Source organism: Roseibium suaedae, from assembly GCF_900142725.1.
GTDB classification, from domain to species: Bacteria; Pseudomonadota; Alphaproteobacteria; order Rhizobiales; family Stappiaceae; genus Roseibium; species Roseibium suaedae.
The window spans coordinates 763,316-787,304 of sequence record NZ_FRBW01000002.1 but is presented as its reverse complement, the minus strand read 5'-3'; the positions used below and the strand labels follow the sequence as shown (position 1 = coordinate 787,304).

Here is a 23,989-nt window from a genome sequence, read left to right as displayed (position 1 = left end):
CAAGATTCACGCACTTCCACAGCCAACTAGCAGACAACCTTTCAGGCGTTTGCGGCTTGTGTTTTGTCGATGTGTCGTATAAAGATATCTTTATATCGACATTGATGGTTCATCTTTATGGCTGACGAACTCAAGCTCTCCGTTGACGATACCCTCGCTGCCCTCCGGGCGGTGGGTGAATCAACGCGTTTGCGGCTCATTGCCCTGCTCTCTGAAAGCGAGCTGACCGTGAAGGATGCGACTGCGATCCTCGGTCAGAGCCAGCCGCGCATTTCCCGCCATCTGAAGCTTCTGGCCGAGGCCGGATTGATCCTGCGGTTTCCAGAAGGTTCCTGGGTCTATTACCGCCTGGCTGATGGTCCTGCTGCCGATGCGGCGCGGGATCTGATCTGCCGGATCTCCAAGGACGATCCAGTTCTGACCGGCGACCGGGAACGGTTCCAGGCAATCCGCAAGGCCAAGGCTGAGGAGGCTGCCGCTTACTTTGCCGCAAAGGCCAAAACCTGGGACACGGAACGGTCGCTGCATGCTGCCGACAGTGATGTCGAAAAGGCGCTTCTGGCCGCACTGGGCGACAAGCCCTTCCAGAGCTTCCTGGATCTCGGCACCGGCACGGGCCGTCTGCTGGAGTTGCTCTCCAGCCGGTACACCTCGGCGCTGGGCATCGATGCGTCCCATGACATGCTTTCTGTCGCCAGGGCCAACCTGGCCCGCAGCGGTCTCTCCAATGCGCAGGTGCGTCATGGGGATATCTATGCGCTGAATGTTCCGCCCCGTTCCTTTGACGTGGTGGCAGTACATCAGGTGCTCCACTTCCTGGACGATCCCGCCCGCGCTCTGGCGGAGGCTGCAAGAGCTCTGCGCCCGGGTGGACGCTTGCTGATCATCGACTTTGCTCCGCACGAGCTGGAGTTCCTGCGTGAAACCCACGCCCACCGCCGTCTGGGCTTCGGCCATGACCAGATGCGCCGCTGGGTGGAAGCGTTGGACCTCGAAATGGAGCAGGTTACTGACCTTGCTCCGCAAACCGACAATGACACCAAATTGACCGTGACACTCTGGCTTGCCCGCGACCCGCGTATCGTGACGGATCTGCCGCTTGCCAATACTACCCGAGAGGTTGCCTGACCATGTCCGACGCTCACGCTTCGCGCCGTTCCCGCGAAACAGAAGCCGCGCCGATTAACGCCTCCTTCGAGTTCTTCCCGCCGAAGACCGACAAGATGGCCGAAACGCTGTGGGCAACCGTCGAACGGCTCGCGCCGCTGCGCCCGTCTTTCGTCTCCGTGACCTATGGCGCGGGTGGTTCGACCCGCGAGCGTACCCACAAGACCGTAGACCGGATCCTGAAGGAAACCGATCTTGCCCCGGCTGCGCACCTCACCTGCGTCGGTTCGCCGCGCGAGGAAGTCGATGCGATCATCCGTGACTATTGGGAGATGGGCGTCCGTCATATCGTCGCCCTGCGCGGCGATCCGCTGGAAGGCATCGGCGAGCCCTACCGCCCGCATCCGGAAGGCTATGCCTATGCCTCCGATCTTGTGGCCGGCATCAAGAAGATCGGCAATTTCGATGTTTGCGTGTCCGGCTATCCGGAGCGGCATCCCGAAAGCGCCGGCTGGGACATCGAGATCGAGAACCTGAAGCGCAAGGTGGATGCCGGGGCCGACCGGATCATCACCCAGTATTTCTTCGACAATGACCTGTTCGATGAATACCGGGAACGCCTCGCCAAGGCGGCGATCACCATTCCGGTGGTGCCGGGCATTCTGCCGATTCAGAATTTCGAGCAGACCGTCCAGTTCTCCACCAAATGCGGTACCAGCATTCCGGACTGGCTTGCCCGCCGTTTCTCGGGCCTGACCGAGGACGCCGAGACGCGCAAGCTGGTCGGTGCGGCTGTTGCTTGCGAGCAGGTAATGGATCTGGTCGACAAGGGAATTTCCGACTTCCATTTCTACACCATGAATCGTGCCGATCTGACCTATGCCCTGTGCCGCATGCTCGGCATGGGGGGCGACAGCTCCGAACAGCAAGCTGCCTGAGACCGGACCCGGAAGGACTGAAAAGTGAAAAAGAACGACGCTTTCGCCCTGCTTGAAGTGGCTGCAGCCTCCAGGATTCTGGTCCTGGACGGGGCGATGGGAACCGAGATCCAGCAGCGCAAGTTCAGCGAAGCGGATTACCGCGGCGCCCGCTTTGCCGACTGGCCGAGTGATGTGAAGGGCAACAACGACCTTCTGAGCCTGACGCAGCCCGATGCGATCCGCGCCATCCACGTGGACTATCTGGAAGCCGGCGCGGACATCATCGAGACCAACACCTTCTCGTCGACCACGATCGCTCAGGCCGACTACGGCATGGAAGCTCTGGCCTATGAGCTGAACGAGGTCAGTGCGCGGCTTGCCCGTGAAGCCTGCGATCAGGTGAGCGCAAAGGATCCGTCCCGGCCGCGGTTCGTGGCTGGCGCTCTCGGGCCGACCAATCGCACCGCGTCCATTTCGCCGGACGTGAACAACCCGGGCTTCCGGGCCGTGTCCTTCGATGACCTGCGCATTGCCTATGCGGAGGCCGTTCGTGGCCTGATCGCTGGCGGTGCGGACATCATCCTTGTCGAGACCATCTTCGATACGCTGAACGCAAAGGCGGCATTGTTCGCCATTGACGAGGTCTTCGAGGAAGTCGGGCTTCAACTGCCGGTGATGATTTCCGGCACGATCACCGATCTGTCCGGCCGCACGCTGTCCGGCCAGACGCCGGAAGCGTTCTGGAACTCGGTTCGTCACGCTCAGCCGCTCACCATCGGCCTCAACTGTGCGCTTGGCGCCAAGGAAATGCGGGCTCACGTGGACGAGCTTGGCCGTGTCGCGAACACGCTTGTCTGCGCCTATCCGAACGCGGGTCTGCCGAACGAGTTCGGCGAGTATGACGAGAGCCCGGCTCACATGGCGGGCCTCCTTGCAGAGTTCGCGGATGCGGGCCTTGTCAACGTGGTCGGCGGCTGCTGCGGCACCACGCCTGCCCATATCAAGGCCATTGCCGAAGTGGTTGCTGACAAGGCGCCGCGCGTCATCCCGGATGTGCCGCGCCATATGCGCCTGTCTGGTCTGGAGCCCTTCGTCGTCACGCCGGAAGTCAATTTCGTCAACGTCGGCGAACGCACAAACGTGACAGGCTCGGCCCGGTTCCGCAAGCTGATCCGTGAAGGCGAATATGCGACGGCGCTGGAAGTTGCGCGCGATCAGGTCGAGAACGGCGCGCAGATCATCGACGTCAACATGGATGAAGGGCTTCTGGATTCGGAAGCCGCCATGGTCACGTTCCTGAACCTGATGGCGGCCGAACCGGATATCGCCCGGGTTCCTGTCATGATCGACAGCTCGAAGTGGACCGTCATCGAAGCCGGCCTGAAGTGCATTCAGGGCAAGGGCGTGGTGAACTCCATCTCGCTGAAGGAAGGCGAAGAGGCCTTTATCGCCCAGGCCAAGCTGGTGCGCCGCTATGGTGCCGCTGTCGTGGTCATGGCCTTTGACGAGACCGGTCAGGCAGACACCTACGAGCGCAAGATCCAGATCTGCGAGCGCTCCTACAAGGTCCTGACCGAGAAGGTCGGGCTGGCGCCGGAAGACATCATCTTCGATCCGAACATCTTTGCGGTGGCAACGGGCATCGAGGAACACAACAACTACGGCAACGACTTCATCGAGGCGACAGGCTGGATCCGCGAGAACCTGCCGCATGCGCATGTGTCGGGCGGCGTGTCGAACCTCTCGTTCTCCTTCCGGGGCAACGAAGGGGTGCGCGAAGCCATGCACTCCGTGTTCCTCTACCACGCCATCAAGCGTGGCATGGACATGGGAATCGTCAATGCCGGTCAGCTGGCGGTCTATGACAAGCTGGAGCCGGAACTGCGCGAGCTGTGCGAGGACGTCGTCCTCAACCGTTCACCGGAAGCAACGGACCGTCTTCTGGAAGCTGCCGAGCGCTGGAAAGGCGAGGGCGGCAAGAAGAAGGAAGCCGACCTGACCTGGCGCACCCTGCCGGTCGCAAAACGGCTTGAGCATGCGCTGGTCAACGGGATCGACGATTACGTTGTCGAGGATACGGAAGAAGCTCGCCAGAGCGTTGTCCGTCCGCTGCACGTCATTGAAGGTCCGCTGATGGACGGCATGAACGTGGTTGGTGATCTGTTCGGCTCGGGCAAGATGTTCCTGCCGCAGGTGGTGAAGTCTGCCCGCGTCATGAAAAAGGCCGTGGCTCACCTGATGCCCTTCATGGAGAAGGAAAAGGAAGAGCAGGGCCTCACCGGCGTTTCCTCCGCAGGCAAGATCCTGATGGCAACGGTGAAGGGCGATGTGCACGATATCGGCAAGAACATCGTGGGCGTCGTTCTCCAGTGCAACAACTTCGAGGTCATCGATCTCGGGGTGATGGTGCCTGCCACGAAGATCCTGGAAGTTGCCAAGCAGGAGAAGGTCGACATCATCGGCCTCAGCGGTCTCATCACGCCGTCTCTGGACGAGATGTGCCATGTGGCGGCCGAGCTGGAGCGCGAGGGATTGGATGTTCCGCTGCTGATCGGCGGGGCAACGACAAGCCGCGTCCATACGGCGGTAAAGATCCACCCGAACTACGACCGGGGCCAGGCCATCTATGTGACCGACGCCGGCCGTGCCGTTGGTGTGGCGTCCCGTCTGATGAGCGAAGGTGGCCGTGCTCCCTATTATGCAGAGGTCCGGGACGAATATGCCCAGATCGCCGAGGAGCATGCCCGCAGCCGTGGAGCCTCCCAGCGCGTGACCATCGAGGCGGCCCGGGCGAACAGCCTGAAGCCGGACTTCAAGGCCCATCCGCCGGTCAAGCCGTCGTTCCTTGGAACCCGGGTGTTTGACAATTTCCCGCTGGAAGAGCTGGTCCCGGTCATCGACTGGACACCGTTCTTCTCGACCTGGGAAATCAAGGGCCGTTATCCGGAAGTTCTGACAGACAACCGTTATGGTCCGGCGGCCAAGGCGCTCTACGATGACGCCCGCCGGATGCTGGACGAGATCGTTGAAAAGAAGCTTCTGACTGCACGCGGCGTGGCAGGTTTCTGGCCTGCAGCCGGGCGCGGGGATGATGTCGTGCTCTACACGGACGAAAGCCGCACCACCGAGCGGACCGTTCTGCATGGCCTGCGCCAGCAGATGAGCCGCACGGCAGGCGGCCGCGCCAACGTGGCGCTCGGTGACTTCGTCGCCCCTGTGGGCAGTGGCATTGCCGACTGGATTGGCGGTTTCGCAGTGACGGCTGGTCATGGTGAGGAAGAACTGGCGGCCCGTTACGCCAAGGCAGGGGATGACTACAACAAGATCCTCAGCCAGGCTCTGGCGGATCGCTTGGCCGAAGCCTTTGCCGAAAAGCTGCATCAGATCGTCCGCAAGGAACTCTGGGGCTATGTGCCTGGCGAGACCCTCAGCAATGAGGAGCTGATTGCCGAGAAGTATCAGGGCATCCGTCCGGCTCCGGGGTATCCGGCCCAGCCGGACCACACGGAGAAGCGGACCCTGTTCGATCTGCTTGATGCGGAAAAGGCAACTGGCATCGAGTTGACCGAGAGCTACGCCATGTGGCCGGGATCTGCCGTCTCCGGTCTGTATTTCTCCCATCCCGAGAGCCACTATTTCGGGGTCGGCAAGATCGAACGGGACCAGGTCGAGGATTATGCGGCTCGCAAGGGCTGGGACGTCGCCCTGGCCGAACGCTGGCTGGCTCCGATCCTCAACTACGATCCGCGTCGCCTTCAGGCTGCCGAGTAACCTCAGCCATCTTGGCTGATATCCGAAAACAAATGCCCCGCAGACCTATGGTTCTGCGGGGTTTTTGTTTGTGCGGGGGGTCAGCGGCCATCCGGTCCGATCGCGATAAAAGCGAAGCTGCGATTCGTGTGATCGCCGCCGGCACCGCCCACAATGGCTGTGGCGCCGTTTTGGTTCAGATAGGGGAAGACCACATTGTCCAGCGGGCTTTGGTTCAGGTTGCCCCAGAGAACCTGCGATCCGGTAATCGCAGGCATGCCTTCGAAGTCGTCGTTGAACTGGATCTGATACGTTCCCGCGGACTGGTTCACGACGTTGAAATTGTAGCCGGTACCGTTGCCCGTGCTGCCGGAGAGGATCGTTCCGTCAGCTTTGACGACACCCCAGATAATCGTAGACATGTTCACTTTCCCTTTTGGAAGTTGGTGACTTCCTTGGGACGTGGCATCGGTGGAAGTGTGAAACGAGAAGAGCGGGCGCACAAACAAAATCCCCGCCTTGCGAGAGCGGGGATCAGAAACACGTATTTTTATTTGGTGAACCTCCGGCTTCCACACTGGCCGGATGGTTGAACTCTTAACCGGCATCCGCTGCTGCGACCCAGTCGGATGCACCTGTCCTGCCCGAATACCTGCCTGGGCAGTTTCACCTTCCTTTAGACGACCCCCAGCACGATGGCTGCGAGGAATGCAAAGGCGGCGAAAAAGGCAATCATGTTCAGGTTGCGCGTCAAAGTCATGTTGGCCTCCCGATTACCTTCAAGTTTGCAGGACGGATTTTAGGCGAGCAGGCGGCCAATCCGAAGCAAAAAAGTTGCTGCAATGCGAAGGGCTGGGGATTGCCTTCATCCTGCTGCCTGACTTCAGGAGAAAAAAGATCCGTTCTCTCAAAGGCCTGGCCGGATTAACGATTATTGTAGCTTTGCGCGTGTTTCGAATTGTCGCAGCTTGAGGCTGTGGCGGCGGGAAAACGGGAAAGTCTTTGACGTCGTTGCGTAAGCTCTTGTCCGCCTTCGCTTATTCGGAATAACCCCAATGGAACCTGGCACGTGCGCAGTAGTAAGTTGTTAATGACGGCTCCCTCATAATTCCGGGGCGGGAGGCCGGAGTGTCGGGGGTGGTGGATGCATAGCCTGTCAAGCTTGTCAGAGCTGGCAAAGGATAGAAGTGTGACGGGGCGCAAGACGCTCGTGACGGCGCTGTCTGACTTGTTTGTCTCAACCGACCCCGAACATGCCGAACAGATGAGCATTCTTGTCGGCGATATCATCATGCAGGTCATGGATGAGCTGGAAGAGGAGACCCGCATCTCTTTGGCTTTGAAGATGTGCCATCATCCTGCGGCCCCACATGATCTGATGGCGCGTCTGGCCAATGACTGTTTTCCCGTGGCCGAAGCGGTCCTGCGCAATTCCGATGTCCTGGATACGACTGACCTTGAAGGCATCGCCCGGTCCTGTTCCATGGAGCATCTGGAAGCAATTGCCTCCCGCCGCAAGGTCGAGGAGGCTGTCACGGGCATCCTGGTGGACCGGGGAGATGAAGTGGTTCTGACCACCGTTGCCAGCAACAACGGCGCGCAGATGGCCAATGAAACCTTTGACCGGCTCGTCAGCATGGTGAAGACCTATCCGCGGCTGCAGAATGCGCTGATCAGGCGCAGCAACCTGCCGCAGACGGCAGTGCGCATTCTGGCCGGACTGCTGACGGAGGAAATGGCCGAGCGGGTCCAATCCATGGGCGGCGACAGTGAGTTGACACGGGCACTTGCGGAGCGGGCAGTCGATACGGTCAAGGAACGCGCCGCGAAGCTGGAAGCCAGCCGCAAGGAAGCCATGGCTTTCATTCAGAAGGTCGTGGATGGCGCGGTGTCTCTGGATGAGGGTATCCGCCACTTCATCCGCAACGATGGATTGGCCGAGCTGGGAATTCTGTTGGCCAAGGTGAGCCATCTTCCCATGGCCAGCGTGTCCCAGCTGATCTATGGCAAGTCGGAAAAGACCCTGATTGTCGTCTGTAAGGCCACTGGGGTTTCCGATGAGGGCTTCAAGAACATTCTGACCGTCCGGGCACGGAAGGTGGGATTGACCGGTCAGGAAGTGGCCGAGGCGATCAAGCGCTACAAGAACTTCTCCAAGGAGAAGGCCGTCGAGGCGCTCGATGCGATCCGGGCAAAGACGGAGCCAAAGGAAGAAGTCCACGAGGAATTGCCACCGGAAAAGGAAGGCGTCTTCCGCAGATCCTTGCCGAAAAAACCCAAGCCTGTGGCCGTCTAGACCTTCAAGTTTTGCAGGGTCCTGTCAGCGTCCTGCCCGAGAAGCCGGCTCAGTCTCACCCTCTCTGCAGACTTGCGGTCATTGCCGCGGCGGACATCAGGAAGCCTCCGCCGATCCTGTTGATGGCCTTCATCAGTGATGGGCTGCGCAGCCTTTCACCAATCGCCGACGCGGCATAGGCATAGACTGCAGCATTCAGGATCCCGAGGACCACGAAGGTCGACCCCAGCAGCAACAGCTGAGGAGCGACAGGGGCTTGCTGGGAAATAAAATGCGGCAGGAAGGCCATGAAAAAGATGATGCCCTTCGGGTTCAGGGCGGTCACCACATAGGCATGCAGGAAAATCTTGCGGGCGGGTGCTTCTTCGACCACGCCTGCGGTCAGTCCGTCCGATCGGCTGCGCCACATCTTCAGACCGATCCAGAAGAGATAGGCTGCCCCCACCCATTTCAGCAGGGTGAAAAGGAAGGCGGAGGTTGCCAGAATAGCCCCCAGACCCAGAAGGGAGGCTGTTGCCGCAGTCGCATCCCCGAGACCAACGCCCAGAACGCAGGCGGCTGCGGACTTCTTTCCATGGGAAAGCGCGTAGCTGATCACCAGCAGAATCGTTGGCCCGGGAATGGCCAGCAGCACAAGTGTTGCAACCACATAGGCGCCAAAGAGTTCCATAGACATGAGCATTGTGTCGCGTGTCCTGAGAGCTGATCCGTTTCGGGGGCACCGATCGTCGAGATGAGCGGAAAACCGAAAGGGAAGTTAGCCCATGAAGACCTTCCTGCGTCAACGCCCGGATGCAAGCTTGAACCGCAGTCATTCTTCTCGAAAGAGGGATCTGCTCGTGCAAGCCGGACTGGTATCCCTCGTGTTCCTGAACGGGATGACGGTGGTGCCGGAGGAAAGCCTCGCCGCCAAGGGGTCTGTCACTTCGTTTCCTTCGGCCGTTCGGGAACTGGTGAAGCCATTGGAAGAGCTGCTTTCACCGGAGGACAAGAAGAGGCGGCCGGTCCGGCGCCGGAAGGCGGCTCCCTTTCCCCAGGCCAAACCGCTTACGATGAAGGATGTTGAACCTGTTCCGCTGGAAAAGCCGGAAGGCAAGGAACCAGTGCCCGCGCCTGTTGTTCCGGCCCCTCAGCCAGAAGACATGGCAAAGGAATTGGCCAAGCCTGAGGCGGCTCCCTTGTCTGACGCAGTGGAAAAGACCCGGGAAATGGACGAGGAGCAGGCTGTGCCCCCGTCCGAACCGGCGCTTGCCGTTCGTCCTGAGGCGAAACCTGAACCTGCTGCGCCCACAAAGTCTGTTTCCCCAGCATCTTTGGAGCCTTCTCAGGCTGCTGAAGCCGCCCCGGAGGAGCCAGCCGGTCCGAAAGAGGCCTGCAAGATCGACTGGGCGGAGTTTGAGCCCAAACTTCCGGTCGAAGGGGAAGGGGAGTGCGGATTCGAAGATGCAGTTCAGCTTTCAAGCCTGCAGCTCACGCCTGAAGCCAGCTTTTCGCCTCAGCCGACGGTGACTTGCGCCTTGGGGGAGAAGGTTGCCGAGTGGCTTGCCAAGGATGTCGCGCCGCTGTCCAAGACCCTGCTTGGAGAGGATCTGGTCAGGATCCAGACCGGTCCGGGCTATTCATGCCGCCTGCGCAACAACGGCAAGACCGGCAAGATCTCCGAACATGCCCGTGGCAATGCGCTGGACATTGCCGGTTTCGTGCTCTCGTCCGGGGAAACCGTGACGGTTGCGGACGACTGGGACAAGAACGCGATTGAAGCGGAGCCGAAGGCGCGGTTCTTGCGGGCGGTGCATACGGCGGCCTGCCAGCGGTTCACCACGGTTCTCGGGCCGGAGGCGGATGTGCATCACAAAAGCCATCTCCATGTCGATATCGGCTGCCACGGCAAGAGTTGCACTTATCTGATCTGTCAGTAGTGCAGCCTTTCGTGGCTGGGCGCGCAACAGCGCGAGGGGCCGCGGCAGCGGCCCCTCTTGATGGCTGGGAGGGCGGTGGCCAGTTCGGCTGACCTGAAGCACTCAGGGGCAGTCCAGCGCATCGGCTGTGCCAGTGGGGATTACTGGCCCGGTTACTGGCAGAAACGCTGCTCACCCTGGTAGGTGGTGAAAGTGCCGGTCGACGGGTTGAACGAACGGTAGCGGTCCGAGCAGTACTGGTACCAGGCCGGGCTCCACGGCTGCAGGCCGGAGGAAACGGTGCCCGGGTAAGGTGCTGGCGGATAGTAGGACGGTGCGGGCGCAGCGCGGCTCGGCTGGTTCATAGATCCGAGCAGGATTGCGCCAGCTGCCAGACCGATCACGCCGGCTGCCACGGCAGCACCTGCATTGTTGTTGTGACGGCGGTGGTTGTCATGACGCGGCGGGCGCGGGTTGTGGTTCCAGCCGTGGCGGGGGCCGTCGTTCCAGCCGTGACGCGGGCCGGCTTCGGCCAGGTTCAGGCCGGACATCAGCAGGGTGCCGGACAGGATGGCCGTCAGAATGCGCTTGGAAAAGGTCATATCCAGTCTCCATCTCTCTTGCGGCTGGCTTGGTCTAGCCTTCGGTTTGAGCCGCCTGGCGCAGGGCGCCGTGTTTCGATGACTGGACTATGCCACTGGCGGACTGAACCGGTTCTGAGACCCTCGTTCATCTGGCGTTCATGTTCGCAAATGGCCCGAAACTGGCGGGAAAGCTTTGTTTTCTGCCTGTCCCTATCGTAAAAGAGGCACGGAGAGACACTACGGGCAGGCGCGGCCCGTTCAGAAAGCCTGCAGAATCTGCAGGCCGGGAAGTGACGAATGACGACCACAGAGAGTTCTCCTGCCAGTGAGAAGCCCCGCAAGGAGGTTCTGCGTCCCCTGGATGACGAGGCGCGCAGACTGGCGCGAGGGCTGATCCGCAGCGCCAGGTTCGGGGCGCTGGCTGCCCTTGAGCCAGACACCGGTCACCCGATGGCAAGCCGGGTTGCCCTGGCGCCCGACATGGACGGTACGCCCTATATCCTGATCTCGACGCTTTCGGGTCATACTGCGGCCCTGAGCGCAGATGCCCGTTGCTCGCTGCTGCTTGGTGAACCGGGCAAGGGGGACCCGCTGGCCCATCCTCGCATCACTCTCATGTGTCATGCGGAAAAGGTGGAACGGGGCACGCCGGATCATGACCGGATGCGCCGGCGCTATCTTGCGCGTCACCCGAAGGCAGAGCTCTATGTGGATTTTCCGGACTTCGCCTTCTTCAGGCTGAAGCTGGAGCGGGCAAGCCTCAATGGCGGATTCGGCAAGGCCTTTGTTCTGGAGCAGGGCGACCTCGTGCTCGAGGAAGCGCTTTGCGCAGCCTTTTCGGAGCGGGAGACCGGTGTTGTCGATCACATGAACTCAGATCACAGCGATGCGGTTTCTCTCTATGCGGAAAGACTTGCGAAGGCGGGGAAGGGAGCCTGGAAGCTCGTGTCGGTGGATCCGGAAGGCATCGATCTCAAGGCTGCAGATGACATGGCGCGGATCTGGTTTGACCAACCGCTCGCCAGCCCGGATCAGCTGAGGTCAGAGCTTGTGCGTCTTGTCGGGATCGCGCGGGAAAAGGCAGAAACTGCCCAGGCCAGCTAAAACTGCCAGTCGTCATGTTGGCTCAGGCGCCAGCCGGATGCACCTCACAGGTGCGCGGCTGGCGTTTTGCTGTCTGGAGCGTGGATCACGGAAGAGTGACCGGAACGGGCCTTAAAAGGGGCATGGTCTTCCTGATCTTCAAAAGTGCATCTGGCAGGCCGCAGTGCCTATTCATTGGTACACGCTGGGATGGTTTTTCATTCGCGTGTGCAATTTTAAAATCACACCCAAATGTAAACATGTGCTGGACTGTGGGTTATCTTTGTCGGGCTTGGTGGAGTGTATAAGTAATTCTTTGTATTAACTTGTACGAATACGATATAGTATGTATTCCTTATCATTTTAATACGTGAATATACGTATTAAAATTATGAAATTTCTCGTATTATGACTGATAATGGCCCTCCGAATATTTTCATCTAAATCACTTATTAAATTTTGATGGCGTATCTACGGGTGACCTTATTCGGTATGGCACCTGGGGGACGCGATGTTTGGTGTGAGTGGCATTGGTAAGAAGAACAGTTTGATCCTTGAGGCGTTCAGCAGGTCTCAGGCGATGATCGAGTTCAAGCTCGATGGAACCATTGTCGATGCAAACTCGAATTTTCTTGACCTTCTCGGATATAAAATTTCGGAAGTGAAAGGTAAGCATCACCGTATCTTCGTTGATCAGGCGACATCTACCTCGGATCGCTACAAGAGTTTCTGGAGAAACCTTGAGAAGGGCGAGTATCAGAGTGGCGAATTCATGCGTGTGGCGAAGGATGGCAGCGAGGTCTGGATCCAGGCTTGCTACAATCCGATCCTCGACAAGGCAGGTAAAGCCATCGGCGTGGTCAAGATCGCGAGCGACATTACTGCCGCTAAGCGTGTCTCTTCTGATCATGCCGGGCAGGTTGCTGCAATCAACAAGTCGCAGGCCGTCATTCATTTTGACCTGGATGGCTCTATTCTGGATGCGAACGAAAACTTCCTGTCGGCGCTTGGCTATGATCTGGAAGAGGTCAAGGGCAAACATCACAAGATCTTCGTGACGAAGGATTACGCCAACTCCGCAGAATACCAGGCCTTCTGGAGCCAGCTGCGGCAGGGCAAGTTCCAGTCCGGTGAATACGAGCGTATCGGCAAGGATGGCGGCTCTGTCTGGATCCAGGCGACTTACAATCCGATCCTGGATGCGGCCGGCCGGCCTTTCAAGGTCGTCAAGTTCGCCACGGATGTTTCGCCGCGCGTCAGGGAGCGCAAGCGCCGGCTGAAGGTGCAGTCTGAAATCAACGCGGATCTGGGCGAGATCAGCCAGGCGCTGGAAAATGCGGGTCTGCAGGCAGAGAACTCAGCAGCCACCTCTATCCAGACAGCTTCCAGCGTGCAGACTGTGGCTGCCGCGGCCGAGGAACTGGTGTCTTCGATTCATGAGATCAGCCGCCAGGTGCAGGTCGCGCTGGAGATTTCCCAGTCCGCAGTTGGTGAAGCTTCCCAATCGACGACGATCATGGCGGGGCTGGCAGAAGATGCGAAGACCATCGGCAGCGTCATCGAGCTGATCGACAGCATTGCAAGTCAGACCAACCTTCTGGCGCTCAATGCAACGATTGAAGCTGCCCGTGCTGGCGAGGCAGGCAAAGGCTTCGCGGTCGTGGCTTCCGAGGTCAAGAACCTGGCCTCCCAGACCAGCAAGGCGACCGAGGAAATCTCTGCGCAGGTTGTCTCCGTGCAAGGGACGACGGAGCAGGCGGTGAAGTCGATCGAAGCGGTGATGGAGATCATTGGCCGGATCAGCGACATCTCGGCCAGCATTGCCTCTGCCGTCGAGCAGCAGTCCATGGTGTCCAACGAGATTTCCTCGAACATGCAGATGGCGGCTTCTGGCGTTGAAATGGTCAGCAGCAACATTCAGGCAATCTCCGCTTCAACAGCGCAGATCGATGCTTCTGCCCGCAAGGTCCGCGACGCATCGGCATCGATCCTCTAGGGCGTTCAGCGCAGACACTCAGAGTTCCCAGACCAAAAGGCGGCGTTTTGCAGAACGCCGCCTTTTGTATTTTGAAATGCTCTCAAAAAAGCTCCGGCAAAGAGACCTTGCCGGAGCTTGAGTTGGTCTTGGGAGCTTAAAAGTCTCAGGCGGCCCGGATGTTCAGCAGGAAGGCATCCAGCTGGGAATTGAGCATGTCGCTCTGACTGGCGAGGCTTGCGACGGTTGCCCGAAGTTCCTCGGAAGCCGCGCTTGCCGAGCTTGCGCCCATGCTGACATCCTTGATGTTTTCCGAGATGTTCGTGCTGCCGCTTGCCACTTCCGTCACGTTCCGGGAAATTTCGCTGGTCACTGCCGTCTGTTCTTCAACGGCGGCGGAAATTCCTGCGATCTGCTGGTCCATTTGTGAAATGGCTTCCATCACCTTCAGCATGGCGTTGCGGGTGTAGTTTGATCCGGCCTGCAGCTCTTCCACCTGGTTCCTGATGTCCTCGGTTGCCTTGGCGGTCTGGGTTGCCAGAGCCTTGACTTCGGAGGCCACGACAGCAAAGCCCTTGCCAGCCTCGCCTGCGCGGGCTGCCTCGATGGTGGCATTGAGCGCAAGCAGGTTGGTCTGGCCGGCAATGTCATTGATCAGACTGACCACATCATCGATCCGCTGGGCAGCGCTGGTGAGGTTCTCGACCGTCTCGGTGGAGGCGCGGGCCTGGTCGGATGTGGAGTTGGTTATCGTCAGGGCGTCGGTGACCTGGCGGCTGATTTCCTGAATGGAGGAATTCAGCTCCTCTGCAGCGCCTGCGACTGACTGGATGCTGACGGAGGATTGCTCGGCAGCGGCTGCCACCGTGTTGGCCCTATCGGACGTCTGGACCGAGTTGGCGGCAATTCCGGCAGCTGTCTGTTCCAGATCCCGCACGGCGTCTGCGACGCTGTCGGAGACAGACTTCACCGTCCGCTCCAGTTCATCCGCCAGTCTGAGGGTCGCATCGCGTTTTTCCTGTTCGATGCGTTGCTCTTCCTCGATGGCTTCCTGGCGCAGGCGTTCGATCTCGATCAGGGTGATCTTGAACTTCTCATAGGCATCTGCAACGAGGCCGATTTCGTCCCTGGACTTGATGTTCAGCTCGATCGTCATGTCACCGGCGGTCAGCCTGCCAAGGGCAGTGGCGACCGATTGCAGCGGCTGGGATATCTTGATCCGGGCAAACAGCCAGGCTCCGGCCGCGCCGATCAGGATCGACAGGATGGAAATGATCATCAGGTTCCGGGTGCCGGCGATTTCATGCTCTTCGGCAGACCTGGCGGCATTGGCGGTAAAGGCATCCAGTTCTGTTGCCATGTCGGTCAGGGATTTGGCGAAACGCTTTTCTTCCTCAACGAGCATTTCGGCAAGTTGGGACGCGCCATCGGCCTTGCCGTCATTGATGACCTCAATGATCTCACGTATGTGCGTATCAAAGGAGACATAATCGGTCTCGATGGCCTTCAGCCTTTCCAGGGTCAGCCGGATTTCTTCCCGTTCTTCTGCTATCGTTGAATGTCTCAGCGCCTCCGCAGCGATCTCTTCACTTTCCTTCAGTTCGGATTTCACTGTTCCTGTCAGCTCGACAATCCGGTCTTCCAGTTGTTTGAGACGTTCATCGGTCACCTCCACTTGAATGCCGCCCAGGCGGAGCATGCGTTCCAGGAGAATGGACTGCTCAAGCTGGTGGGCAGTGACCGCATTGACGTTTTTTGTCAGGGGAATGTCGTTCTCGGCAATGGAGGTCAGCTCTGTGCCGATGTCTTTCATGGTCAGGATGCCGATAGTGGCGACGGTGATGGTCGCAAGGCAGACAAAACCAACCAGACCCAAGATTTTGGTTGAAACAGAATTCAGGGTGGCGGACACCATCGAAAGGCCCTCTTTGGACGCTGTTGTTGCATCCAGTTAAGCCTGCTCATATTTACAACCGATAAACATTCATCGCTGTAATCGGGTGCAGTTTGGTTTGTTTTTAATTAATTCTATTGAATGTAAATTGAATAAAATAAGCTCTTGCAGAAGGTTCCAAGAAAAGACTGTCATAAATGACGAGTTATTTTTTTAGGGTCTTTCTATGCGCTTTCAAGAAGTGCGGGTCTCTGGGGCGGGGGTTGGCTGTGCCGGTCTTGATTTCTGCCAAATAGAGCGGCTGAGTGGAAATAAAATATATTTATTATCTATCAATTCGATGCCGCAAAATGCCATCACGCCAACTGGCCGGAGCGGATTGCGGGTAATACCAACCTCAAGAAATAGCGACCTATTTGATGGCCTCAGCCGGGTTCCCGGCTAGGCGCGGTGCGCCGCCCGATGCCGGGCATCGGGCAAGCAGCGTAACGACGTCCGGGGAGCCGGAAGTGGCCACCGGAGGCCGTGTTTTCGAACCGCCCGGGCTACGTCGCGTTCCTTGGAAGATGCACCGCATCTCCCTGCGAAACGCTTCTTGCCGGACAATCCGAAAACGCGGTCAAATAGGTCGCTATTTCTTCAGGTTGGTATAAATCCAGTCCATCTCCCTCGTTCTGCTTGAGGTTCTATGTTCGTGATCGGCGGGCGCAAAAGAAAACCCCCAGCCAGGACAAATGCTGGCTGAGGGGAGCTGTTGTGGCATGGGCCGTCAAGATGAGGGGCGACTATTCGGTGCCCTGGATCGCGGCCAGAACCCACTCGCCGCCATTGACGCGCTTGAAGGTCCAAAGCTCTGTGCTTTCCTGCGGTTCCGTCAGGCTGCCGGACAGGAGCTGGCCATTTGCCCGGTCGACGACCGCATCCACGGCCGAATACCGCATGGCGACGGTGGCATAGTCTTCCTGACCTTCACTCCAGGCTTCGGAAACGTCGCCTTCAAGCAGCTTGACGTCGGTCACCGTGTTGCGCTTGCCGGTCGAGGCAAGCTCGCCAAGCTCTTCGGCAAGGAAGGACATGGCTTCCGGCGTTGCCAGCTTGCGCAGGGCTGCATAGTCCTCGCGGCTGTAAGCATCCTGGACTTCCGCCAGCATTTCCTCGAACCGGTCCAAATCGGCCGGTTCCACGGAAATCGGCATCTCGGCCGGTGTCTGCTGCTGGCTGGCTGCGGCCTGGCTGTTGCCGCCGCCAAAACCGAAGATATTGTTCTGTTGGGTACCAGCGGAGGGAGCCTGCTGGAACGGGTTGGCGGAGCCCGATGCCTGATTGGCGTGGCCCGCCGCCTGGGGCTGCTGGCGCGAGCGGAAGTAGCGCAGGGCCAGCGACACGATGAGGCCGATGACAAGCATCTGCACGATCATGCCGAGGAAACCGGCTGCGCCACCAAATCCGCCGCCGAACATCATGCCCAGAAGGCCGCCCATGAGCAGGCCTCCCATGAGGGCGCCGCCAAATCCGCCGAAAAGGCCGCGGCTCTGCTGGGCCGCACCTGCAGCGGGCGTGCCTGCTGCCGGCTTGGTGGTCTGCTGGGGTGTCATGGTCCGCTGAATGGGAGCGGCCTGTCCCGGGGTCGTCTTGGTCGGCGCGGGAGCGGAAAAGGTCTTCATCCCGCGGCTGCCAAAGCCGCTGGATCCCGCGCGGCGGGCCTCCGCAAAATCGGCAGCTGCGAACAGCGTTGCCAGGCCAAGAATGAAAACGGCTGTCGTCTTGCGCAAAGAGCGGGCGGCAGCAGGCATCGGGAACTCCTCCTAAAAGCCCCGGCGGGGCAGGTCGATGCCGATGTGGGGATTTGAAGGAAAAAATGCCAGAGGTGGAGACGGAAAAAGGACGTGACTTCATCCGCCTTCACAGGGAAGAAAATTTTAGTAAGGCGGTCGAGGTGAGATAATTGAGTAGATATTCCCTATAATTATTAGGGATCCAGTTAAAATTCCCAATATATTCCAGTGATTGAATTTTGAGTTCTTTCTGTAGGCTTCACTGTCGTTTTTATTTATTCTGTTGACTGTCACAACAGCGGGTAAAAATCCAAGAGAAGCTGTTAGCGTAAGCCCGAGGACTAAGATGGCTTCAATTTTTGTCATTCTGAAGTCAATGAATATAGGAAAGAATATAGCAAACGCAAAGTACGCCGCTCCAACTATGCCCATTGTGCGGGGAAGCTTTGCGTCATCTTCGGAAGCGTGTTTTTGGGCGGTGTTAAAGGCGGGGTATAGCCAGAATACAGAGAACATCATTCTCCATGCGGGAGATATTTTTTTATCGGTGTTCTTTCTTTCCCAATTCCAGAATTTCAGCGTCCAGAAAAGTGTATAAATATTGAATGTAAATAAACTCAATATCAAAAACTTGAATATACTCACGGGGAAATACGTAGCTTGATCCCTGTATTCCTTGTCTTTCCTTAGGCCGTACCTGAGGCCCATGAACAGGAATAGAGCAATTGTACAGTAAAGAGCAAAAGTGATTACCCGTTCGATATTTCTCGCATTTGCCATGCGAGAATCAATCTCATCATCAATTTCATACTCAAAGCGTCCATCTTGGCCTTTCGAGTACGTGTTCTTGAAATCGAAGTTTAGATAAGCTGCGTCGGAGAAAGTGTTTCTGTCTGCGAGATATGATCTTGCGTTGGATGCGGGTATGTCGTTTCCGTTTTTATCGAGTGTCCATATTACGTGGAGATTTGCTCCAGATTCCAATGTTTCACGCTTAAAATCAAAAGCCTCATTAGAAATGGTCACGGTTTCTGGTGGCTGGAACCCGTTCACGACATCGATCATCTTTATTTCATGAATGTATGAGCCTTTGTTTCCAATGTATATTGGGGACCGTCTGTCAGTCGTGTTGGGTCTGGGTAGTTCCGACGAGAGACTCGTTGCGCCGACGTTGAAATCAGTCAATAGGTCTGGCTCTTCGAATGCTTCAAAAGGGAGTGAGTAATACTCGAAAGTTGTAATCCGATTTTGATCTCTGTCATCGACGACGCGAAATGGTCGCGTGTCCATGATGCCTGGATAGAGCTTTTCATAATATTCGCGGAACGATCTTCTGATCTCACGTTCACCACTTGCAGCAACCTCGTACCGGAAGTGGTCAGCGCTCCGCCCGGATAATGTAGTGGTGACTTCTAGCTTGATAGGCTTGGTGGTCTTCCTGGGGGGGAACGTAAAGATTTCAGATGAAGACGATTTGAGGTTTGACGGGCCGTTGTGGGGGACTGCCTCCAAACCATTTGCCGAACCATCGATCACAAGTGCGTAAGCATAGTTAGGGAGGGGAATGGCTTGCCCGCGCCCACCCTGATGTGATTGTGTCGGGTCAAGCCAAAAGATGTCTGAACCAATCGAAGCTTTGACTATCGCATGATTGAATACTCCAGGGGCCGGAAGGCGGTCGGGTAGGCCCTTACCATCTCTGGAGTGAACAAGTGCTACGTGAGACTCGATTCCCATCTCCTTTAGGATAGATACAAGCAACAGAGCTTTATCTTTGCAATCACCATAGCCGCTTTGAATTACTTGCTCAGGTGAGCGCGGGATGTAACCGCCAGCTCCCATCGCGAGGCTCATGTACCGGATCTCGTCCTGCACAAGCCTTAGAGCCTCAGTGATCCTATCCGTTGGGTCAGAGAAGTTGAGCTCGATCTTAGAGATCTTATCTGCATAGGCAGGTACGTGGACTTCAGACGGTTGATAGTAGTCTTCAAGAGTTGAGGAGATTTCCGCCCAACTTTGCCAAGTCGAAAACTCAAAGAATCCGAATTGCGGGAACTCACTGGGAGCATCCTGCTCGAATGGAACAGCGGGAGAATTTTCTCGTTGCCAGTCGTAGGTTCTAAAACCTGCCTCGTCGACCACGCTACTTCCTTCAGGAAGCTTGGTCGTTCTGAACTGCGCTTCTAGGTCGGTTGGGATGGAGACAGAGAAATGTTGCCTCCCGACGGGAACAGAAAAAGCGCCATTGAGTGCGGTCGCGAAGTCATTGCGGAAAACGGGGTCTGTCGAGATCGTGCTGTACTCGAAATCAACCTCATCCCCAATCTTTAGATTTTTCAGATTGATTAGTGCCGTAATTCTTCCGTCTATGACGCCTTTGGTGAGATCATTTTCGCGTCGTATGAGATCGAAATCGGTGGAGTTGGTGACTTCTTCCCAGGTATTGTCATGCTTGATCTTGATCGAATGGATTTGTATTTTTTGAAAGCTTGGATCAAACTCTATCGATATTTGGCCGGCTGCTTCCAACCCGCTCCGGTCTATGACCTTCTGAACACTTCTTTCGTAACTGATGCTGTTGGAAGGCTGCCAACGGATCTGGCTATCAAGAACCAAATCATAAACACCGTCCCGTGCTTCGGTGAGGAGATCCGGAGACGCCTCTTCGATATCGATTGAGGTGACCCAGCTTGGGCGTTCTACTTTGCTGATGTCTTGAGCTTGAGTGATTTCACTTGAAATGAGCAGCAGTGCAGGAACTACGAAACAAAACGCATTGATCGTTTTCATGGAAAATCCAGAACGAGCGACTGGCGAGGCGTAGGATCAACGCCAATCCAGGAGCAGAAAAATGATATGGGTTACAGAGATTTAGTTCACTGTTTCGGATGTTTGCTGAGACTAGATGCTGATTGCAATGCTCGCAACTCTGCAACTTGACGGGATCTAACCGTATGAGTTGTCTTACACAAAAAAATACCCCCGGAAGCGATTGGCCTCCGGAGGTGTTCTAAATACTTCGCTCTTTTCAGTTTTACGCCTTGCCCCAGCCGCCAGCGGTCGGGGTGATGACGGTGACGGCTTCGCCAGCTTCCAGGATGGTCTGGTCGCAGCCTTCCAGAACTTCCACCCGGCCATCCAGGCGGCGCACTTCCGTGCGGCCCAGTTCCCCGTCAGAGCCACCGTCCAGCCCGCGCGGAGGTAGGGTGCGGTGGGAGGCGAGAATGGCGCAGTCCATCTTTTCCAGGAACCGAAGCGTGCGCTTGGTGCCGTCGCCTGCGTGCCATTTGCCCTTGCCGCCCGAACCCTTGCGGATGTGGAAGTCCTCGAGCAGGACGGGGAAGCGGAATTCCAGCACTTCCGGATCGGTCAGGCGGGAATTGGTCATGTGAACATGAACGCCGTCAGTGCCGTTGAAACCGGGACCGGCGGGTGAGCCGGAGCAGATGGTCTCGTAATACTGATAGGTGTCGTTGCCGAAGGTCAGGTTGTTCATCGTGCCCTGGCTGTTCGACATGGCACCTAAGGCTCCGAACAGCGCGTTGGTGACGTGCTGGGAGGTTTCCACGTTGCCAGCCACCACGGCCGCCGGATAGGACGGGCGCAGCATGCAGTCATCCGGCAGGATCACGTTGATCGGCTTCAGGCAGCCCGCGTTCATCGGGATGTGGCCATCCACCATGACACGGAAGCAGTAGAGCACGGCCGCCCGGGTCACCGGTTCGGGGGCGTTGAAGTTGTTCGGCTTCACTCCACTGGTGCCGGTGAAGTCGACCGTTGCCTCGCGCTTGTCCTTGTCGACCGTGATCTTCACCTTGATGATGGAGCCCTGGTCGGTCGGATATTCGAAGGAGCTGTCGGTCAGGGCGGAAATCACCCGGCGGACGCTTTCTTCCGCATTGTCCTGCACATGGTTCATGTAGGCCTGCACCACGTCCAGCCCGAAATGGCTGACCATCTTGCGCAGTTCCTGAATGCCCTTCTCGTTGGCCGCAATCTGGGCCTTGAGGTCGGCGACATTCTGGTGCGGGTTGCGGGCCGGATATTTGTGGTCCGTCAGGAGGTGCACCAGCTCTGCCTCGCAGAAGCGGCCCTCATCGACGATCTTGAAATTGTCGAAGAGAACGCCTTCCTCGTCCACGGTCGTGGCGCGCGGGGTCATGGAACCCGGAGCCGACCCGCCGACATCCGCATGGTGACCGCGGGAGGCTGCCCAGAACAGGATCTCCTTGCCCTGATCATCGAACAGGGGCGAGACCACGGTGATGTCCGGCAGGTGGGTGCCGCCGTTATAGGGAGCGTTCAGGGCGAAGACATCGCCCGGTTTGATCCTGCCCTCGTTCAGCTTGATCACGGTTTCCACGGACCGGTCCATGGAGCCAAGGTGCACCGGCATATGCGGCGCATTGGCCACCAGCGCACCGTCAGCGTCAAAGACCGCGCAGGAGAAGTCCAGACGCTCCTTGATGTTGACTGAATAGGCCGTGTTCTGCAGCGTCACGCCCATCTGCTCGGCGATGGACATGAAGAGGTTGTTGAACACCTCCAGCATGACAGGATCGGCATGGGTGCCGATGGCTTCTGCGCGCTTCAGGGGCACAACGCGATTCAGGATCACGTGGTCCTTGGCGTTGATCTCCGCCTGCCATCCGGCTTCCACCGCAATGGTCGCGTGGGGCTCGATGATGAGGGCCGGGCCCATCAGCCTCATGCCGGGCTTGAGGTCGCGGCGCAGATAGACGCCGGCATCATGCCATTCGCCATCGGAATAGAACCGGGACCGGGTGGCAGGTGCTGCCCCGTCCTGAGAAAGGCTCAGATCCGGTTCCGCGATACCTGCGCCGCCGCCGAAGGTTTCCACTTCCAGCGCTTCGACCACCACTGGCTTTTCTTCATAGGCAAAGCCGAACTGCTTCTTGTGGGCGTCCTCGAAGGCTGCCCGCATTTCCTTCGTGCCAGCCAGAAGCACCGGCAAGGGCGTGTCCGTGCCGTCATAGCGAAGATGGGCGGTTGCGCGGGTCTCGCGGCCATCGGCCTTGATGCCCTGGGCTTCCAGTTCCGCTTCGGTAACCGTTGCCAGTTCGCCGCGCAGCTTGTCCAGTTCCGGCAGCAGGCTGTCTTCCAGCCGTTTGATCACCGCCTGCTGGCGGTTGGCGCGGATGTCGGCGAGGCCCATGCCATAAGCCGACAGAATGCCGGAGAAGGGGTGCAGGATGACAGTCTTCATGCCGAGGCTGTCGGCAACCCGGCAGCCGGCTTGACCACCTGCGCCGCCAAAACAGGTCAGGGCGTAGCCGGTGACATCATAACCGCGCTGGACCGAGATCTTCTTGATGGCATTGGCCATGTTCTCGACGGCGATCTTGAGGAAGCCGTCGGCGACATCTTCCGGCTTGCGGCCGTCGCCGATCTTCTCGGCCATCTCGGCAAAAGCGGAGGTGACAGCCTCTGCGTCCAACGGCTCATCCCGGTTCGGGCCGAAGATCTTCGGGAAGAATTCAGGAGCCAGCTTGCCGGTCATCAGGTTGGCATCGGTGACGGTCAGCGGGCCGCCACGGCGGTAGCAGGCCGGTCCCGGATTGGCGCCGGCGCTGTCCGGACCGACCTGGAAGCGGCCAGCCGTGTAATGCAGGATGGAGCCGCCTCCGGCAGCCACCGTGTGGATCATCATCATCGGCGCGCGCATGCGCACACCGGCGACTTCCGTCTCGAAGGCGCGCTCGTAATTGCCGTCATAATGGCAGACGTCCGTGGACGTGCCGCCCATGTCGAAGCCGATGATCCGCTCGAAACCGGCCATGCGGGAGGTCTCGACCGCACCAACCACGCCGCCGGCCGGACCGGACAGGATCGCATCCTTGCCCTGGAACAGGTCCGCTGCGGTCAGACCGCCATTGGACTGCATGAACATCAGGCGCGGGCCTTCGCCCAACTCTTCCTGAACCTGGCGCACATAACGGCGCAGGATCGGCGAAAGATAGGCGTCCACAACCGTCGTGTCGCCGCGCCCGACCAGCTTCATCAGCGGTGAGACTTCGTGAGAAATGGAAATCTGCGGGAAGCCGATCTCGCGGGCGATCTGCGCCAGGGCCACTTCATGGTCCGGATAGGCGTAGGCATGCATCAGGACGATGGCGATGGAGCGGATGCCATCGTCAAAGGCTGCCTGCAAAAGCTTGCGGGCTCCATCCTTGTCCAGCGGCAACTCGATAGTGCCGTCAGCCTGAACCCGCTCGGAAATCTCATAGACGGACTCATAGAGAAGCTCCGGCTTGATGATTTCCTTTGCGAAAATGTCCGGGCGGGCCTGATAGCCGATCTCCAGAGCATCGCGGAAGCCGCGGGTGATGAAGAGAGCGGTGCGTTCGCCCTTGCGTTCCAGCAAGGCGTTGGTCGCAACCGTGGTGCCCATCTTGACCGTGGCGATCTCCTGCGAGGGGATCGGCGCGCCGGTCGCGACGCCCATCAGTTCGCGGATGCCCTGAATGGCAGCGTCCCGATAGGCTTCCGGGTTTTCTGAGAGGACCTTGTGCGGGTGGATGGTGCCGTCAGGTGCGCGGCCAACGATATCGGTAAACGTGCCGCCACGGTCGATCCAGAAATCCCACTTCGCGTTCATTTCGTCAGGTCCCTCTTTCGGATTTTTCCTTCCGCGATCACCGCTTTTTGCGAGCTGGAAGAGGCTCTGGGTGCCGCGATTTCAGAAA

Annotated in this window: 14 protein-coding genes; 7 read left to right on the top strand and 7 right to left on the bottom strand. The window is 58.3% G+C overall.

The annotated features are described in order from the left end of the window. Positions 1 to 117 precede the first annotated feature (117 nt). From BUA94_RS10645 to metH, 3 genes are read left to right on the top strand one after another with little or no spacing between them, the layout of a single operon-like run. The gene (locus BUA94_RS10645) at positions 118 to 1,128 is read left to right on the top strand and encodes an ArsR/SmtB family transcription factor (protein ID WP_073012801.1); all 1,011 of its coding nucleotides are present in this window, start codon (positions 118 to 120) and stop codon (positions 1,126 to 1,128) included. 2 nt (positions 1,129 to 1,130) lie between these two features. Further along, positions 1,131 to 2,045: a methylenetetrahydrofolate reductase [NAD(P)H] gene (gene metF, locus BUA94_RS10640; RefSeq protein WP_073012798.1), complete on the top strand. Its 915-nt coding sequence runs from the start codon at positions 1,131 to 1,133 to the stop codon at positions 2,043 to 2,045. Positions 2,046 to 2,069: 24 nt separating this feature from the next. Next, positions 2,070 to 5,798: a methionine synthase gene (gene metH, locus BUA94_RS10635; protein WP_073012793.1), complete on the top strand. Its 3,729-nt coding sequence runs from the start codon at positions 2,070 to 2,072 to the stop codon at positions 5,796 to 5,798. A gap of 80 nt (positions 5,799 to 5,878) precedes the next feature. Here metH and BUA94_RS10630 read toward each other — a convergent pair whose 3' ends face one another. Continuing rightward, complete coding sequence (locus tag BUA94_RS10630; RefSeq protein WP_073012791.1) at positions 5,879 to 6,199, bottom strand: hypothetical protein; 321 nt, start codon at positions 6,197 to 6,199, stop codon at positions 5,879 to 5,881. Between the two features lie 767 nt (positions 6,200 to 6,966). Between BUA94_RS10630 and BUA94_RS10625 the strand changes: the two genes are divergently transcribed. Further along, complete coding sequence (locus BUA94_RS10625; protein WP_073012789.1) at positions 6,967 to 8,073, top strand: DUF2336 domain-containing protein; 1,107 nt, start codon at positions 6,967 to 6,969, stop codon at positions 8,071 to 8,073. A 55-nt stretch (positions 8,074 to 8,128) separates the two neighbouring features. Here the strand turns inward: BUA94_RS10625 and BUA94_RS10620 are convergent, their stop codons facing one another. After that, on the bottom strand, positions 8,129 to 8,749 hold the full coding sequence (locus BUA94_RS10620) for a LysE family translocator (RefSeq protein ID WP_073013818.1): 621 nt from the start codon (positions 8,747 to 8,749) through the stop codon (positions 8,129 to 8,131). 88 nt (positions 8,750 to 8,837) lie between these two features. On the opposite strand from BUA94_RS10620, the gene BUA94_RS10615 reads away from it, so the two are divergent. After that, the gene (locus BUA94_RS10615; RefSeq protein WP_073012786.1) at positions 8,838 to 9,992 is read left to right on the top strand and encodes an extensin-like domain-containing protein; all 1,155 of its coding nucleotides are present in this window, start codon (positions 8,838 to 8,840) and stop codon (positions 9,990 to 9,992) included. A 152-nt stretch (positions 9,993 to 10,144) separates the two neighbouring features. Here BUA94_RS10615 and BUA94_RS10610 read toward each other — a convergent pair whose 3' ends face one another. Further along, positions 10,145 to 10,573, bottom strand: coding sequence for a BA14K family protein (locus tag BUA94_RS10610; RefSeq protein WP_073012784.1), 429 nt, complete (start codon positions 10,571 to 10,573; stop codon positions 10,145 to 10,147). A 279-nt stretch (positions 10,574 to 10,852) separates the two neighbouring features. On the opposite strand from BUA94_RS10610, the gene BUA94_RS10605 reads away from it, so the two are divergent. Both BUA94_RS10605 and BUA94_RS10600 read left to right on the top strand, forming a co-directional pair. Then, positions 10,853 to 11,659, top strand: a complete 807-nt coding sequence (locus BUA94_RS10605; RefSeq protein WP_073012781.1) for a HugZ family pyridoxamine 5'-phosphate oxidase — start codon at positions 10,853 to 10,855, stop codon at positions 11,657 to 11,659. Positions 11,660 to 12,149: 490 nt separating this feature from the next. Continuing rightward, positions 12,150 to 13,634 (top strand): methyl-accepting chemotaxis protein, encoded by a 1,485-nt coding sequence (locus tag BUA94_RS10600; protein WP_073012778.1) that lies wholly within the window; start codon positions 12,150 to 12,152, stop codon positions 13,632 to 13,634. Between the two features lie 145 nt (positions 13,635 to 13,779). On the opposite strand, the gene BUA94_RS10595 is transcribed toward BUA94_RS10600, so the two are convergent. The 4 genes from BUA94_RS10595 to BUA94_RS10580 form a co-directional block, all read right to left on the bottom strand. After that, entirely contained in the window at positions 13,780 to 15,528 is a 1,749-nt protein-coding gene (locus BUA94_RS10595; RefSeq protein ID WP_073012775.1) for a methyl-accepting chemotaxis protein, read from the bottom strand. 764 nt (positions 15,529 to 16,292) lie between these two features. After that, a complete protein-coding gene (locus tag BUA94_RS10590) occupies positions 16,293 to 17,300 on the bottom strand; it encodes a Tim44 domain-containing protein (RefSeq protein WP_073012773.1) in 1,008 nt (335 codons plus the stop codon). Positions 17,301 to 17,426: 126 nt separating this feature from the next. Beyond that, a complete protein-coding gene (locus tag BUA94_RS10585; protein ID WP_073012770.1) occupies positions 17,427 to 20,072 on the bottom strand; it encodes a DUF3857 domain-containing transglutaminase family protein in 2,646 nt (881 codons plus the stop codon). A gap of 244 nt (positions 20,073 to 20,316) precedes the next feature. Beyond that, entirely contained in the window at positions 20,317 to 23,901 is a 3,585-nt protein-coding gene (locus tag BUA94_RS10580; RefSeq protein WP_073012767.1) for a hydantoinase B/oxoprolinase family protein, read from the bottom strand. Positions 23,902 to 23,989: the final 88 nt, after the last annotated feature.

What these genes read in the sequence shown, in the direction of transcription:
- BUA94_RS10645 (WP_073012801.1), top strand. Translation starts at nt 118, where the DNA reads ATGGCTGACGAACTCAAGCTCTCCGTTGACGATACCCTCGCTGCCCTC.
- metF (WP_073012798.1), top strand. Translation starts at nt 1,131, where the DNA reads ATGTCCGACGCTCACGCTTCGCGCCGTTCCCGCGAAACAGAAGCCGCG.
- BUA94_RS10630 (WP_073012791.1), bottom strand. Translation starts at nt 6,199, where the DNA reads ATGTCTACGATTATCTGGGGTGTCGTCAAAGCTGACGGAACGATCCTC.
- BUA94_RS10620 (WP_073013818.1), bottom strand. Translation starts at nt 8,749, where the DNA reads ATGTCTATGGAACTCTTTGGCGCCTATGTGGTTGCAACACTTGTGCTG.
- BUA94_RS10615 (WP_073012786.1), top strand. Translation starts at nt 8,838, where the DNA reads ATGAAGACCTTCCTGCGTCAACGCCCGGATGCAAGCTTGAACCGCAGT.
- BUA94_RS10610 (WP_073012784.1), bottom strand. Translation starts at nt 10,573, where the DNA reads ATGACCTTTTCCAAGCGCATTCTGACGGCCATCCTGTCCGGCACCCTG.
- BUA94_RS10605 (WP_073012781.1), top strand. Translation starts at nt 10,853, where the DNA reads ATGACGACCACAGAGAGTTCTCCTGCCAGTGAGAAGCCCCGCAAGGAG.
- BUA94_RS10600 (WP_073012778.1), top strand. Translation starts at nt 12,150, where the DNA reads ATGTTTGGTGTGAGTGGCATTGGTAAGAAGAACAGTTTGATCCTTGAG.
- BUA94_RS10595 (WP_073012775.1), bottom strand. Translation starts at nt 15,528, where the DNA reads ATGGTGTCCGCCACCCTGAATTCTGTTTCAACCAAAATCTTGGGTCTG.
- BUA94_RS10590 (WP_073012773.1), bottom strand. Translation starts at nt 17,300, where the DNA reads ATGCCTGCTGCCGCCCGCTCTTTGCGCAAGACGACAGCCGTTTTCATT.
- BUA94_RS10585 (WP_073012770.1), bottom strand. Translation starts at nt 20,072, where the DNA reads ATGAAAACGATCAATGCGTTTTGTTTCGTAGTTCCTGCACTGCTGCTC.
- BUA94_RS10580 (WP_073012767.1), bottom strand. Translation starts at nt 23,901, where the DNA reads ATGAACGCGAAGTGGGATTTCTGGATCGACCGTGGCGGCACGTTTACC.